This is a genomic window from Corynebacterium sp. HMSC077D03, from assembly GCF_001808545.1.
GTDB lineage: Bacteria > Actinomycetota > Actinomycetes > Mycobacteriales > Mycobacteriaceae > Corynebacterium > Corynebacterium simulans.
This window is the reverse complement of record NZ_KV793686.1, coordinates 93,351-108,055: the sequence shown is the minus strand read 5'-3', so window position 1 is coordinate 108,055 and position 14,705 is coordinate 93,351. Positions and strand designations below refer to the sequence as shown.

The window sequence follows — 14,705 nt, the reverse complement described above, 5'->3', positions numbered from 1 at the left end:
GTGCGATAGCACCCAGCGTTATTTCTCCTCAGAGCCCTCCGGGCGAATCTTCATCTCAGATTCCTTCCAGAGTCCGGAGCGCGAAACGATCTCATGATCGATGTTCGCCTCGGCAGGTGCCTCGCCCTTGGAGTTGGTGCGCAGCTCGTACTTTTCGATTGCGCCCCAGTCTCGAGCCCAATCATTGTTGAGGTAGCTCGGGATCTCGTAGGAGTAGTTGACTGCCTCAGCCGTGGCCATCGCGCCACCGCCCGAGAAGGACTGGAAGTCAGTCAAGGACGTCTGCGCCGCTGCATCCGGCAGGATGCGGTATTCCGGAATCTCCGTCACGCCCGCATAGTGGTCGAAAGTGCGCTGGCATGGGAACTGCAGAGCCACAGACCAGTCCATCAGCGCCGGGGTCTGTGAATCGAACTGCGAGTTGATGGTCGCAAGCTCCGGCACGCGCGGCGGAGTGAAGGCGAGCCATTCGTCCTCGTCAGTGGAATCATCCACGGCCACCAGGCGGACCACGTTGGCCTCAGCTGGCAGCTTGTCCAACGGGATGCGTAGGTTGCGCCACTTCGGGGTAGCGCCGACGTCGGAAAGCTCTGCTTCGCCCTTGTTGGTGGCCTTGCCGTCCTTGTAGGTGGCGTACTCCAGCTTGAGCTCCATGCCGTCCTGCTCGATGCCGTTGACATCGTGGTGGTAGATGTTGCCCGCCGCAGAAACAGCCAGAATCGGGGCGTTTTCCTTGGCCTCAGGCAGGTTGTACCACTGGGTCGTTACGGTAGAGGTAGAACGCTGCTTTTCATCGTAGGAGCCCAAAACCGGTACCTTGTTGTAATCCAGGTTGAAAGGCAAGTGACGGGTCGAGCCGTTTACGCCCTTGGTCCCACGCACGCCGCCGCTTTGCTCATTGGCAGACTTTTCGCTGCTTTCCTCCGACTGCGCGGCATCGGCAGAGTCAGCATTTTCTGCCTTCTCGGTTGAGGTATTCGCAATTGCGCCAACCGACGCCGAGTTCAGATTCTCCGGCTCGATGGATTCCGGGATGTTATCGGGGCCAAAGCCGAAGGAATCTTCGCTTGGGTCCTCCAGCGAGTCCTTGAGCTCGCCTTCAACCGGGCTGAGGAAGGAGTCGTTGGTGTTGGTCTCTACCATCGTGGCGTCGGCAAGCGAGCACTGGTTGCCCTTCAGCGAGGCCAAGTTGCCCTTGCCCACGGAGTAGGAATTCTGCTGCGAAGCATAAGCCTTAGCGAAGGATGCACACGAGAAGGCCACAATCAGCGCGCAGGCCAAAGCCAGCGGCGCGGACATGATGCCTGCCCAGCGCGAAACTTTGGCGGCGGCCTGTGCCTTGAACTCCTCGAGGCGGCCTTCCTCTTCTGCTTGGGCCTTGCGGTAACTGTGGAACATCGCCTGGACGACGCCGACGGCAAGGACCACCAAGCCAATAAACAGCAGCACGGTGTTGGCCTCAATGGCCTTGAGCTGAACCGTGCGATCCCACCACGGGATGCCGAAGGAGGAGACGTACCACCAGGCATTCCAGCCAGCCATGGAGATAGCCAGCAGGAAGATGACCGATGCGAGGGCGAAGGTGCGCGCGCGTGGCGAGCGCATCGCGATCTGGGAGAGGACAACCGCGCCCAATGCCGCAATCACGCCCGCGACGCCGGCGTAGATACCGAAGTGGTGGGTCCACTTGGTTGGGGTGAACATCAAGAAGAAGGTGCTAAGCCCAATGATGAGCAGCAGGCGCTGGGTTGGGCCGACCGCTGCGCCGACGATGCGGCGATCCTTGATGAAGGCATAGATGATCAGCGCCAAGCAGAAGATCATGGTGAACATGGCGAAGCGGCGGGTCATCGAGCCGTCCACGGACTGCTGGAAGAGCGTGGTGTAGCGCACGTACTCCGAGTACCACGGCAGCGAAGGGCCGACCTCAGAGCGCACGCGGGTGGACTCCATGACCGAAGCCAGCGTCTGATCACCAAAGGCTGCGACCATGATGGCGGTGCCGGAAGCGAGGAAAGGTGCAATCATGGCGAGCCAGCCCACGTGCGGGGCGCGCTCGGCCATGAAGGCAAATAGCTTCGGCAGTGATACCAAGAACACGCCGACGGCGAAGAGTCCGGTAGGACCAGCGCCCAGCGTCAAGGTTGCGGCGATGGTGCCCACGGCTGCTGGCAGCAGGCGGCGGGCGGCAATAGAGCGTTCGAAGGAAGCCCAGGTCACCATGACACCGAGAGCCACGATCGGCTCTGGGCGGATGCCGTTGTTATATGGCAGCCAGAATGCCAAGAACATAAAGGCGGCGGTCCAGTGCGCCACGCGGCGGCCATTAACTAGGTCACCAAAGCGCGGCAGAATCTCGCGCGAGAGAATGAACCAGACGATGAATGCGGAGATGAGCGCAGGCAGACGCACGAACATTGACGTACTGGAAATCTCCGACAAGAAGGCCACGAGGTCGTAGTACGGGGAGCCGAACGGGGCCTCGGGAACGCCGTACCAGCGGTAGTAGTTCGCCATATAGGAGGCGTGACCGGAAACGCGGCCCATCGTCAGGATGAAGCCGTCATCCGAGGTATTTGCGCCGAAGATATGCCAGAAGACGAGGACGGCAGCAACCACGCCGTCGAGCGGGCGGATCTGCTTCCAGGTGGCAGGCATAAAGCCCAGCTTGCGCCCGTCTAGACGGTCAATGCGCCACAGGCAGATAAGGCTCAGGATGGTCATGGCTACGCCCAGCCACATCGCAATCTTCTTTAGCAAAGAAGGCGAGGAGGTAAAGCGCGAATTGATATCGACGTGGACGTTTAGCCCTTCGTCGACAAGCTTTGCGGCATCCTTATCTTCTAGCTCGGTGTAGACGCCGGTGACCTGCGGACGAACGTCGTCCTTCGTGGTCTCGGAATGCTTATCCACGCTGACCGTGGTGCCGGAGCCGGAGGAGTCGATCTTGAGCACGGCGTCGTCAGGCAGTGCGGCTACTTCCTTGGGGGTAAGGGCAAGCAGCACCTCGTCCAAGGAGACGACGGAAAGGCCTTGGTCGCTCACGCGGACGAACATGCCGCGGTTGGAGGCCTTGGTGGATTCCGGCGGGATGGTGCCGTAGAGCAGGTCCTGATCATTATGGAGCTGGTCTGCGGCGCTCAGCGGGATCTCGGCCTTGATGTCCTCCGGCGCCACCGAAATCAGCGGGGCGTTTATGGACTGCAGCGAATTATTCTGCGGCCAATCAAAAGAGGACTGGGTTTGGTTCACCGGAAGTAGCGGGGTCGCTACAAAACAAATGAAGCCAATCAGGCCGGCAATAATGGCGGTTAGCCGCAGCGAACGCGGGGCGTCCGCTATGGCTAAGCGGGTATTTTCGGTACTAGGAAGGCTAACTGACACGGCGATCAGTTTACGGCACGGCCCCTAGAGTTAGTGAGAACGCACCGCCACCACGAATGGGCCAACCTGCTTGGTATCCCAGCCTTCCTCGAAGACATCTGGGTTGAAGAAGACCGCACGGTAACGCACGTTGGGCTGATTGGGATAGATATCCTCAGCCAGGTGGATCTTGAAGCCATCGCCCGGCTCTTCGAGGCTGCCGCGGAAGATGACAACATCGGGACCATTCCACTTCGCGGAATCGATCGCCTTCTGGAACTCGGCCGGCGTTTGCTCCCAGGAGTCCTTGCCCCAGGCTTCGATCTGCGCGTTGCGGGCGCTGAACTCACCCAGTGGGTTGGCGTAGTGGCTGGTAAAGGCGTTGAAACCCCAGTATGGGTGATAAGCCATAAACAGCTTCTCGTCCGTCATGACCGTGGTCGCATTCGGCGCGTAGCCGTGCGAGTCGATGAACTCACGGATCTTCAGGTAGTCCTGAGAGGAATCACTGGCAAAGCGGTCGGCGCGCTCGCCGTTGCCGTCGGTATCGGTATAAGCGTGGTCGAGGGCATCCTCGTTGGCTTCCGGGATGTGCTGCGCGTAGTAGATTCCGCCGAATACCAAGAAGATGGCGAACACCGCGGTGATGCGCTTGTTGGTGGTCTCACTAAAGCGCGCCGGGTACAACGTGGGAATGCCCAGCAGGCGGATTTCTGCCAGACAAAGAACGCCGGCGGTGGCGAAAAGCAGCACGATGATGCTCTCCAGGCGGAAGCCCAGCAGGGTGGAGCCGGCCAGGGTGACCACCATGGACATCACGACCCAGAGGTAGGTACCCAAGGTGGCGATGACGAGGGCGCGTACTGCGGCGTCTTCCAGGCGCATGGCCATGTAGATAAGGCCGATGAGGCAGAGCGCGCCGATGATGCTGAAGGAGAGGAAAGGCACCGGAATTTGGGTTCCTTCCTCCGGCAGGTAATGCTGAGCGGCGGACTCCAGTGGCGCCTCTGCGCGGAAGGTGGCGAGCAGATAAGGCGTCCAGGCAATGGCGGCGATGGCCAGCGAGCCGACGCCGATGACCACCAGGTGCATGAGGGGGCGCAGGGAGCGCTCGTAGATTGCGGTGGCGATAGCAACCAACGAGACCACGGTCAGTGCGATGGCGCCGGTGAACAAGGTGTAGAAGCAGGCGGAGAAACCCAGGTACAGGGCCACGCCCAAGGTAGAAAGCCAGGAGCCGTTGAAGGCGCGGGCAGCCAGCACAGCTACTGCCGGAACGCCCATGGCGATGACCGCGGAATAAGGCTCCTCAGCGTTGACCGTGAGCGTGACGGCGGTGGTCACGAGCGCGATTGCGGTGGCAACTGGAAGCGAGCCCACCAAGCGCTGCCAGAGCGGAACGAGCAGGCAGCCACACATCGAGATAGAAATCAGCGCCCACGGCTGGAAGACCTCCCAACCAGGCATGTGCAAAAGGTTGGCCACGCGGCCGCCGAGCCAGAACCAGCCCATGGGATAGAAGGTGGGAAGGCCCTCGTAGTTCATGTCGGCGTAGCCCATCTGATCCGTGGTGCGGGTCAGGAACTGGGTGCGGAAGACCTGGTCCACCTGCACTCCGTCCAGCCACAGCTTGGAGGCGGAAAGCGGCAGACCGATGGCAGAAAGCACTAGCAAGGCAGGCGAGAGATAGCACGCCGCGTAGGTCAGCCACGTGCGCCACTTAGGCCGTGTGAAAGCAGGACGGTGGGTGTCATAAATCCACTTCACGCAGAGCACGCCGACCAGCAAGAGGGTCAAAACAATGCCGACCGTGCACAGTGCACGGGTGACCATGGAGGTACTAAAAGCTGGCAGGGAGACCGTCTTGAAGGCATAAAAACCGAGGAGAGCGACGACCGCCCCGCCAAGGGCAGCCGCCGCTATGCCCAGCAGAGCCGACTTAGTTGAAAGCTCGTCGGCGTTGTAATCCGTGGCACGGGTGTGTTCAGTGTGCATGGAGTGCATGGTTGCTGGGCTAGTCATGCACACTAGTTTCCCACATTCGGGAGGATTGCTGGAATTAGAAAGGCAGCTTTCGGAAGATGGATTGTGGGATGAACTTGAAGGCCAAGGAGACGTACTCGAACAGTGGGTGCACGTAGATGGACTGCGTGCCGTTCAAAATTGCCTTGACGGTGGCCTTGGCAACATCGTCAACGTTGACGGTCAGCGGTGCCTCGCCAGCGTTTGCGGACATCTTGGTGCGCACCTGGCCCGGACGAACCACGAGGACGTTGGCGCCGGAGCCGCGCAGTGCCTCACCCAGGTTGATGAAGAAGCCATCCACGCCGGCCTTGGAAGCGCCGTAGACAAAGTTGGAGCGGCGCACGCGCATACCCGCCACGGAGGACATGGCGACGATGGTGCCGTGGCCCTGCTCCTTGAACTTCTGGCCCAACAGCACGCCCAGGGAGACCGGGGCGGTGAAGTTGGTCTGTGCGGAAGCGACGGCCTTGGCCTGGTCCTGCCAGAGTTCTTCCTGGTCACCCAGGGTGCCGAAGGCGACGATGGCAACGTCGACGTCGCCGCGGTTCCATGCCTGCTTGACGACGTCCGGGTGGGCCTCGAAGTCAGTTGCGTCAAAGTCGATGACCTCGACGTCAGCACCGCGGGAGGTCAAAGCGGCGGTGGCATCGGCGATGCGCGGGGACTGTGCGCGGGCAGCGAGGGTGACCTTGGCCGGGCCACGCTCCAAGAATTCCTCGACGATGCCGAGGCCGATTTCGGAGGTGCCGCCAAGGAGAAGGATGTGTTGTGCTTGGCCTACTGCATTGAGCATGTGGGTTATTCCTTAAAAGATCTTCTGCGTTGTGTTCGGTGCGGACGTTTAGCGCAGCTCGAGGCGGCGGGACATATCGGATGCGAAGACGCCGGTTGGGTCGATGGCGTTGCGGGTGGCAAGCCAGCCCTCCATGCCCGGGTACATCTTGTGGAAGTTCTCCGCAGAGGTACGGGATTCCTTGGCCAGGTAGAGGCGGCCGCCGAATTCCATGACGCGCTTGTCCAGATCATCAAGGAAGGCGCCGAGGCCTGGCTTGATTGGGAAGTCCACGCAGACGTTCCAGCCCGGCATTGGGTAGGACAGTGGTGCCTTGTTGCCTGGGCCGAAGAGCTTGAACACGTTCAGTGCGGAGTAGTGGCCGGACTTTTGCATGTCACGGATGATCTCCTTGAAAGGCTCAACCGCCTCGGTCGGTACCACGAACTGGTACTGCAGGAAGCCGTTGGAACCGTAGCCGCGGTTCCACTCGCCGATGAGATCTAGCGGCTGGTAGAACTGCGTCAGGTTCTTGATCTTGTTACGAGCCGGCGCGCCCATGAGGTAGTAAGCCTCGCCGATGGCCATCAGGGAGAGCTTGTTCATGGTGAAGTTCGGGAAGATATCCGGCACCGTCATCAGCTGTGGAGCGTTGAACTTCAGCGGATCCTTCGCCAGCTTTGGTGCGAGCTCTTCGAGCTGCGCCAGGGTGGCCAGGCTGCCGCGGGAGATGGTGGAGCGGCCGAGCTTTGGCTCTGGGGAGATGACGTCGAACCAAGCAGAGGAGTAGGTGTAGTTGTGCTCGGAGCCATCCGAGTGGAAGGCTACGGTCTCATCCAGGTTCTCGGTGCGGTCAGTGTCCGCGATGAAGTAGGCGGTCTCGGTCTTGGTCATGCGGATCTGCGCGCGCAGGATGATGCCGGTCAGGCCCATGCCGCCGACGGTGGCCCAGAAGAGCTCTCCGTCTGGATCATCCTTGGAACCGTTAGGTTCCAAGTGGAGTACGCGGCCGTCTGCCACGAGCAGCTCCATGGAGGTGACGTGGTTGCCAAAGGAACCGGCGGAGTGGTGGTTCTTGCCGTGGATATCCGGGCCGATTGCGCCGCCGATGGTGACCTGGCGGGTGCCTGGCAGAACCGGGACCCACAGGCCGTATGGCAGGGCGGCCTTCATCAGCTGATCCAGGGTTACGCCACCGTCTACGTCGACGATTGCGGTTTCCGGATCGATGGAGTGGATCTTGTTCAGCGGCTGCATGTCGATGACCAGGCCGCCGCCGTTTTGGGCAGGGTCACCGTAGGAACGGCCCATGCCGCGGGCGATGACGCCGCGGCGCAGGTGTGCTGGTTTGTCGGAGTTATCTTCTGCAACCTGGGCGACGGCCTTCTTGATGACCTCGACGTCTTCGGTGGACAGTACGTGGGCAGTCGTCGGCGCGGTGCGGCCCCAGCCGTGCAGGGACTTTTCGGTGGTATGTAGTTCCATCTCTTACTCTTTACTCGACGTGATATGTCGTTCCTAGCCTACTCACCAACACGGACACGTGACGTGTGTGACGTTAGTGATATTTGGAACATGTTCGGGCATCGGCCGTGCCCGAATGTGTTGATTTGGCCTTCTAAAACAGATCTAATACAGATCCATGAGCTCGCGGATTTCTGCTGGGAGCTGCTCCTGGGAGGTAATCTCCGGGCCCTTGTAGGAACGCAGAATCTCATAGACCCGACGGCGCGAAGTGGAATCGAGGATAGGCAGCTCCTCAGCCATCAGGCGCGTCATAAACCCATCGAGCGGGAGATTGGTGTGCTCGGTGGCCAGGAAGTGGCCGTTGTACTTGTCGTCTTCAGCGCGTTCGTCTTGGGCTGCGCGCTGGGCAGGGGTTAGGTGCTCTTTCTTTGAGGAGTACATGCGCTTTAGCTTAGTGCCGCATAAAGTAATCCCCATGACTGAGCAAGACTCCGCACAAGAAACCGAGCGCGTCGACCGCTACGCACTCGATGACACCCTGTCTGGCCGCATAACGCAATCGCTGGCTTTGGGCCTTATGACCTCCTATCCAGATTGGATCAAGAATAAGAAGGCACTCGTCGCCGCTTATATCGGCTCGTTTCTGGGCTTCGGCGCGCTGGTTGCGGTGACCAATGCACAGCGCGAGCAGGAAGAACAGCAGCCGGTGCAGGCACAAGAACAAGAGATGGACGTGAAGGCCTGGGCAGCATTTGTTGCCGTGGTACTGGTTCTCATCGCCGGTGGTTTCATCAACGTCAAGGTTGCGCAGGCCATGGTCAAGCCCCTGCGCAAGCGCGGTGTGCAGAAGCCATGGACCACTCTGGGGGCCATCGGCGCGGGCCTGCTTTTTGTGGTGAGCGAGCTGGAAGCACGCGACATCGCCAAGCGCGCGGCGTAGCCTCACGCGCTTACCTCCACAACTTTGACCCGCAACTTTGCGTATGGTGGGGCCCATGAGCCTCGGGGTCACAGATTTGAGTACGGCACGCGCCAAGCGTGACAACTCTATCGTGACCCTGCGCCGCGAGCCCCTCACCGTCATCTGCCAGGTTTCCAACGTGAGCGCGGACGTCGAAGTCCACCGCCAAATCGGGTTTTCTGACGCCCTTACCTTTGAGCAACTCCACCACGTGCTCGAAGTCTGCTTCGGGCTTCCCGATGAAGATTCGCCGTGGCACTTCTTTGAACACCATGAAGCCCGCGGGGCCCGCATCGATCCCAAGCATCAAGTCTCCGAGTTTTTGTGGCGTGAGGGCGTGCAGCTGGACTATGCCTGGGGGTTGTGGGACTTTAGCCTGGTTGTGGTTGACATTTACCCGCGCGATTCCGGTACCCCTGAATCATTGTGTGTAGGCGGATCGGGCGCCTTCACGCAGCCTTTCGATCTTACTGCCATCAATGCGCAATTAACTGGCCAAGAGACCATCGATGAAGTGCTCAACATCGTGACCCCGCCGGTGCGTGCGCTCATCCAGCGCAGCAAGCTTTTTGATTTCGTGCCGCTGCTGCAGGCGCTCGATTTAGAGCGCAGTGATTCAAACGCGCCTTTATCAGTCCTAGATTCTTTGCCGCGGGAAGTTACCGCAGAAGGCCAGGACTCGTTTTGGTCCATGGTCTTAGCGCTGACCTGCATGGGCGGGCGGGAGCTTAGCAATTCCGTGGCAGAGTCCACGATGGATGCCTTGGGTTGGGTCTCTGATGAAGGCAAGCTCTTAACAGGCGAAGAAATACGCGAGTTGTGTAGCGCTTCGCTTTCTGTGCTTGCAAGCGTGGGCGCCTATGGGGATGAGGCACTAGCACCGGTGGATCGTCTTGACATTTACCGTGCCCTACTGCGCAGGTAGGCTTTTTAGCCGTGACTGATAAAAATCCTTCTGACGCGGCGCCCCGCGACGTCGAGGTGCGCCGCACCTCGCTGGCGACGCAGCTTTTCCGTTTCGTATTCGTGGGCGTGTTCACAGCGGCAATTGACTACGGGCTTACTTTGTTGCTGACCCATTTTGGCCTGCACCGTTCTGCGGCAAAGGCAATCGGTTGGGTCTTTGGCACCATCGCTGCGTACGTTGCCAATGCGCGTTGGACTTTCGGCGCGCAGGTCTCCGGCCGTACTGCGGGTGCCGTGGCGGCGTTGTATGCCTCGACCTTTGCGGTACAGAACTTTCTGTACTGGGTGCTCAACGAGCCGCTGATTTCTATGGGCTTTGAGGGAGCAGTCAAAGACACCATCGCGTTTGTCATCGCGCAGGGTGTGGCTACAGTAACCAACTTTGCCATTCAGCGCATCTTCATCTTTAAGGGAGATTAATGGTGACCAGCGCAGAGAAACTCTCACGCTCGAATTCCCTGCAGGCGCAGGGAACCAAGTTTGTTATTACGGGCGTAATCTCTGCGATCGTTGATGCTGGCCTAACGTGGCTTCTGCAGCTGGGCTTGGGGCTGCTTGATAAAGATGGCGCCCGCACCGTTGGCTTTATCTTTGGCACGCTCGTGGCGTACTTGCTCAATCGCCGTTGGACGTTCAACGCCAAAGCCTCCAAACGCCGCCTTGTGGCAGTGGCGGCGACGTACGCCCTGACTTATTTGGTCAACATGGTGATCTACCGCCGGGCTTTTAACTTCTTTGACGAGGACCTGGCTTGGTCATCCACGTTGGCGCTGGTCGCGGCGTATGTCCTTGCGCAGGGCACGGCCACCATCATCAACTTCTTCGTGCAGCGCTGGGTGATCTTCCGCCGCACCCGGAAATCCTTCGTGGTGGAGGATTAGTTAGGGGCGGCGGAAGTCTTCCTTGCGGCCCTGGTTATGCAGGCGAAGCCACTCTATAAAGCCTTGTGGATCGCGTTTTTGGACGAGGAAGAACCAACCAAAGCGCGCGAATTCTTGGGGCAGGAGCTTGCGCATGCCGCGCTGCCAGAGCAGATAGCCGCGGTTGCGGTAGGTAAAGAACCTCTTGAACTCGCCGTCTGGGTACTGGGTGTGCATCTTGCCGCCAAGAATCGGCTTGAACTCGTCGGAGCCATCCGGGTGTAGGTAGCTGGTGGTCAGCGCGGTGCCGAACTTGAGGCCCGAGCCTGCTAGGCGGCGGTGGTATTCCACCTCATCGCCACGGATGAAGAGGCGATAATCTGGTACACCGATTATCTGCATGGCTTCCGCCGAAATCAGCGCGCCGTTGAAAAGCGATGCAATGCCTGGCAGGAAGTCTCCCTCGAGCTCGCTCATGTAGCGGCGCCACACGAGGCCCTGGCGCAGCGGGAAGGCCAGACGGGCTGGTTCGTTGATGTTGCACACGGCAGGGGAGACCTCGTGCAAGCCGTTGGCTTCTGCCACGCGGTAGAGCTCTGCGAGCACGTTTTTATCGGCGGGGCGGCCATCGTCGTCGGCGCACCACACGGCGTCGGCGCCCAACGAAAGAGCCGTGAGGAAGCCAAAGGCGAAGCCGCCCGCGCCGCCCAGGTTTGTCTGGGAAGGAACGTAGACGGCGCGGTCGCCGGCAATCTCATTGACCAATTCCTCGACTGCGGTCTCGGCCCCATTGTCCACCACGATGATCCACTGCACAGGGTGGGTTTGGTGCGCTACCTGCTCCAATGAGGCGCGAAGCAGTTCCACGCGCTGGTGGGTGACGATTACGGCGGCCGTCGAACCGGCGGCGTTCAAGGTGGCAGTCATGGGCTCTATTCTGCCACCCGTGGCGCCGTGTATAGGTTTTGGACATGGAGTTAGAACAGATGTGGCCGCCGTTTGCTGTGCGGATTGATGCCAGTGGCTTTACGACGACACCGGCTACACCATCGAAGTAGAAGGCGTAACCGGTGAGTTAAAGAAGATGCTTGGGGCTTAGTCGTCTTCGTTGTCGAAGCGGCGGCGCAAGTCCTTGACGTATTCGCCTACCTCGGGGCCTTCGTATTGGCCCACGACCTCAGAGACCTCGCCGGCAGAGCGGACGGTGCCGTGGTCAATCCACAGCGCGGTGTTGCACAGCTGGGCCAGGAAGTCATTGGAGTGGGAAGCAAAAACGAGGATGCCGGAGCGCTTAACCAGCTCCTGCAGGCGCACGCGGGCCTTGGCCATGAAGGCGGCGTCGACTGCGCCGATGCCCTCATCGAGCAGCAGGATTTCCGGTTCGATGGAGGTAACCACGCCGAGCGCCAAGCGTACGCGCATACCGGTGGAGTAGGTGCGCAGCGGCATGGCGAGGTAGTCACCCAGTTCAGAGAACTCGGCGATCTCATCCATCTTGTTTTTCATCTGCTTGATGGTCTGGCCCAAGAATAGGCCGCGGATGATGATGTTGTCGTAGCCGGAGACCTCTGGGTCCATGCCCACGCCCAAGTCGAAGACGGGGGCGACGCGGCCGCGAACGTCGGCAGTGCCGCGCGTGGGCTCGTAGATGCCAGAAAGCAGACGCAGCAGCGTGGACTTGCCGGCGCCGTTGTGGCCCACGAGACCTACGCGGTCACCTTCGCGGAGGTGAAGGTTGATGTCTTTGAGGGCCTCAACCACGACGGTTTTGTCGGAGTTTTGGCCAATCGCACCGCCGGCTGAGGAAAGTACAGCCTTCTTTAAGGAGCGGGACTTGGCATCAAAGATGGGAAAGTCCACGCAAGCGTTATAAGTATCGATAGAAACCATTGTTTAAGATCCTTTCGTGCAGCTTGCGCTACACCCAGTAGCTCACGCGGAAACGCCATTGGCGCATGGCCAGGCCGGCGACGAGGAGGCCCACGACGGTACACGCGATGACGATAAGCCAGTGGTAGCCCGCGACGGGCTCACCGATCATGGGGGCACGCACGATCTCCATGTAGTGATACAGCGGGTTGATCTCTGCGATGCGAGCGCGGTTGCCCACGGCACCGCCTTGCTCCTTCAAAGTGTTGGTCATCCAGACAATCGGCGTGACGTAGAACAGCAGCTGCGTGAGTGCCTCGAGCAGTGGCGCAATGTCGCGATAGCGGGTTGCCACGATGCCGAAGAACATTGCTACCCACACGCCGTTGACCAGTAGGAGGCCAAGTGCCGGGATGAAGAGGAAGAACTCCCAACCCAGGTGACGTGGGAAGATAAGGATGAGCAGCAACCAGATGATGAGGTTGTGGCCCAAGAATAGCGTTTGGCGCCACACCAGGCGGTAGACGTGCACCGATAGGGGAGCCGGGAGCTGTTTGATGAGGCCCTCGTTGTCAATGAAGACGGTGGAGCCTTCCTTGATTGCGCCCGAGATGAAGTTCCACATGATAAGGCCCACGGTGACGTGAGGCAGGAACTCCGCGACTGGGATCTGGAAGAGCATGGAGTACAAAAGGCCCAGTGCTGCTGCCATCACACCGGTGGCGATGGTGATCCAGAAAGGTCCTAGAACCGAGCGGCGGTAGCGTTGCTTGATGTCCTGAATGCCCAGCATGAACCACAATTCGCGCTGTTTGGCGCCTTGGATAAGATCGGCAAAAGCCGCCTTCATGGTCATGGACTGGGAGGCCGGTATCGCGCTTTCCTCCGGGGTGGAGGTCATGCGGGCGATGTCGGCGCGCAGTTGGTTGTTATCTTGCACGTCAAAACACCCTAGCGCGCGTGCTGGACAAACGGGTATCTACACGCCGTCTGTACTGGGGGAATGGCTGTAACCTGCAAAAATTCCTTTTTAGGAAACCAAACCCAAAGCCGTATAGAGTAGGGAGTCGACTGCCCCACAGCGGCCCCTACAAACGTTGCGTTTGGGTACCAATGAAAGGCGTAGAGGAAGGTTTTATACATGCCATTAGGCTTGCCAGCACGGTATGACGTCGCCAGTGTGCGAGGTCTTTACACTGGCCTATCGGACGGGTGGACCTACCTCAACGCGAATGCTGCGCCGCAGATCTCTGAACGAGTAGCGGCCGGCGTGGCTCGCTCGTTCCGTATGTCCCCAGCAGTGGCCCCGCAGGAAGATGCCACGGGCGCGCACTCCGCGAATAGCGCGCCGGGCCGGTTGGAGGGCTCTGCGCATTACGACGCCGCGCGCATGGCGATTGCGGATCTTGTTGGCTCGAAGGCCAGCCGCGTGGTCTTAGGCCCTTCGCTGCCGGCTTTGTACCAGACCTTGGCGCGCAGCCTGCGCCCGATGTTGCGTCATAATTCTTCGGTGGTTCTGTCCAAGTTGGATCCACCGGCGCTGTACTCCGCGTTGTCGGAGCTTGATGCGGAAGTGCGTTGGGCACAGCCGGATCTGGGCACGGGTGAGCTGCCGGCTTTCCAGTACGCCGAGCTTGTCGACGGCTCGACACGCCTGGTCTCCTTCTCCGCAGCGCATGAGCTTTTGGGCACGGTAACACCCACGGCGGAGATTATTGAGAAGATTCGTTCGCGCTCGCGCGCGTGGACGCTTGTCGACGTCTCCGCGCTCGCGCCTTATCGTCCCCTGGACTTTGATGAACTCGGCGCGGACATCATCGGCATTGATATCGGAATGCTCGGCGGCCCGCAGTTAGCGGCCCTAGTATTCCGTGATGAAGCGATGTTCCGCCGCGTCGATGCGCATAGCCCGGTGAAGGCTTCTAATTCTGCGGAAAAACTAGAGACCCCGGTATCTACCGGCCTGGCCGGTGGCGTTGGCCCTCTAGTTGATCACTTGGCAGCGTTGGCTGGCGGTGAAGCTGGTTCGCGCCGTGTGCGCGTGCACAAGTCAATGGAGGCGTTGAATGAGTACTTGGGCGATCTGACCAATGACATGTACGCCTACTTGGAGACCTTGCCGGCCGTCCACATCTTGGGCGTGACGGGTGAGGCCGCCGCCGGCGCTTCAAAGGACCGCCTGCCGCGGCTTACCTTCGCGGTGCAGAACGTACCGGCAGAAACAGTGCACCGCCGCCTCATCGACAACGGCCTGGTCACCACGTTGGCGCTGCGCACCCCGCTTCTTACGGAGATGGGCGCCGACGAAATCGGCGGCGCCGTTACCGTGGCCTTGGGCCCGTTCAACACCCGCCACGATATTGAACACCTCACGCGCGTGGTGGCGTCTTTGGCCTAAGCCGGTAGCTTAGACACAAGACGT

The 14,705-nt window shown here is 60.1% G+C and carries 13 protein-coding genes; 5 read left to right on the top strand and 8 right to left on the bottom strand.

What is annotated here, in order from left to right; translation table 11 throughout:
* Positions 1 to 18 precede the first annotated feature (18 nt).
* The 5 genes from HMPREF2888_RS04300 to HMPREF2888_RS04280 all read right to left on the bottom strand — a co-directional run bounded on the left by HMPREF2888_RS04300 (position 19) and on the right by HMPREF2888_RS04280 (position 8,068).
* Positions 19 to 3,384 (bottom strand): arabinosyltransferase domain-containing protein, encoded by a 3,366-nt coding sequence (locus HMPREF2888_RS04300; RefSeq protein WP_210385667.1) that lies wholly within the window; start codon positions 3,382 to 3,384, stop codon positions 19 to 21.
* Positions 3,385 to 3,414: 30 nt separating this feature from the next.
* A complete protein-coding gene (locus HMPREF2888_RS04295; RefSeq protein ID WP_070518321.1) occupies positions 3,415 to 5,385 on the bottom strand; it encodes a galactan 5-O-arabinofuranosyltransferase in 1,971 nt (656 codons plus the stop codon).
* A 37-nt stretch (positions 5,386 to 5,422) separates the two neighbouring features.
* Complete coding sequence (locus tag HMPREF2888_RS04290) at positions 5,423 to 6,181, bottom strand: decaprenylphospho-beta-D-erythro-pentofuranosid-2-ulose 2-reductase (protein ID WP_061919989.1); 759 nt, start codon at positions 6,179 to 6,181, stop codon at positions 5,423 to 5,425.
* Between the two features lie 48 nt (positions 6,182 to 6,229).
* Complete coding sequence (locus HMPREF2888_RS04285) at positions 6,230 to 7,645, bottom strand: decaprenylphosphoryl-beta-D-ribose oxidase (RefSeq protein ID WP_061919991.1); 1,416 nt, start codon at positions 7,643 to 7,645, stop codon at positions 6,230 to 6,232.
* 144 nt (positions 7,646 to 7,789) lie between these two features.
* Entirely contained in the window at positions 7,790 to 8,068 is a 279-nt protein-coding gene (locus HMPREF2888_RS04280) for a hypothetical protein (RefSeq protein ID WP_061919993.1), read from the bottom strand.
* A 34-nt stretch (positions 8,069 to 8,102) separates the two neighbouring features.
* Between HMPREF2888_RS04280 and HMPREF2888_RS04275 the strand changes: the two genes are divergently transcribed.
* The 4 genes from HMPREF2888_RS04275 (at position 8,103) to HMPREF2888_RS04260 (ending at position 10,435) form a co-directional block, all read left to right on the top strand.
* Positions 8,103 to 8,567: a hypothetical protein gene (locus HMPREF2888_RS04275; RefSeq protein WP_061919995.1), complete on the top strand. Its 465-nt coding sequence runs from the start codon at positions 8,103 to 8,105 to the stop codon at positions 8,565 to 8,567.
* Positions 8,568 to 8,622: 55 nt separating this feature from the next.
* Positions 8,623 to 9,513, top strand: a complete 891-nt coding sequence (locus HMPREF2888_RS04270; RefSeq protein ID WP_061919998.1) for a plasmid pRiA4b ORF-3 family protein — start codon at positions 8,623 to 8,625, stop codon at positions 9,511 to 9,513.
* A gap of 71 nt (positions 9,514 to 9,584) precedes the next feature.
* Complete coding sequence (locus HMPREF2888_RS04265; protein WP_061920154.1) at positions 9,585 to 9,974, top strand: GtrA family protein; 390 nt, start codon at positions 9,585 to 9,587, stop codon at positions 9,972 to 9,974.
* Positions 9,974 to 10,435 carry a GtrA family protein gene (locus HMPREF2888_RS04260; protein WP_061920000.1) on the top strand — a complete coding sequence of 154 codons (462 nt, stop codon included), beginning with the start codon at positions 9,974 to 9,976 and terminating at the stop codon, positions 10,433 to 10,435. Before HMPREF2888_RS04265 ends, HMPREF2888_RS04260 begins: the two co-directional genes overlap by 1 nt.
* Here the strand turns inward: HMPREF2888_RS04260 and HMPREF2888_RS04255 are convergent, their stop codons facing one another.
* The 3 genes from HMPREF2888_RS04255 to HMPREF2888_RS04245 form a co-directional block, all read right to left on the bottom strand.
* The gene (locus HMPREF2888_RS04255; protein WP_062042741.1) at positions 10,436 to 11,341 is read right to left on the bottom strand and encodes a galactofuranosyltransferase GlfT1; all 906 of its coding nucleotides are present in this window, start codon (positions 11,339 to 11,341) and stop codon (positions 10,436 to 10,438) included.
* Positions 11,342 to 11,509: 168 nt separating this feature from the next.
* Entirely contained in the window at positions 11,510 to 12,304 is a 795-nt protein-coding gene (locus tag HMPREF2888_RS04250) for a galactan export ABC transporter ATP-binding subunit Wzt/RfbE (RefSeq protein WP_061920004.1), read from the bottom strand.
* A gap of 28 nt (positions 12,305 to 12,332) precedes the next feature.
* Positions 12,333 to 13,184, bottom strand: a complete 852-nt coding sequence (locus tag HMPREF2888_RS04245; protein WP_070518436.1) for a galactan export ABC transporter permease subunit Wzm/RfbD — start codon at positions 13,182 to 13,184, stop codon at positions 12,333 to 12,335.
* A gap of 240 nt (positions 13,185 to 13,424) precedes the next feature.
* Here HMPREF2888_RS04245 and HMPREF2888_RS04240 point away from each other — a divergent pair, with 240 nt between their 5' ends.
* Entirely contained in the window at positions 13,425 to 14,681 is a 1,257-nt protein-coding gene (locus HMPREF2888_RS04240) for an aminotransferase class V-fold PLP-dependent enzyme (RefSeq protein ID WP_062036274.1), read from the top strand.
* The last annotated feature ends 24 nt before the right edge of the window (positions 14,682 to 14,705 follow it).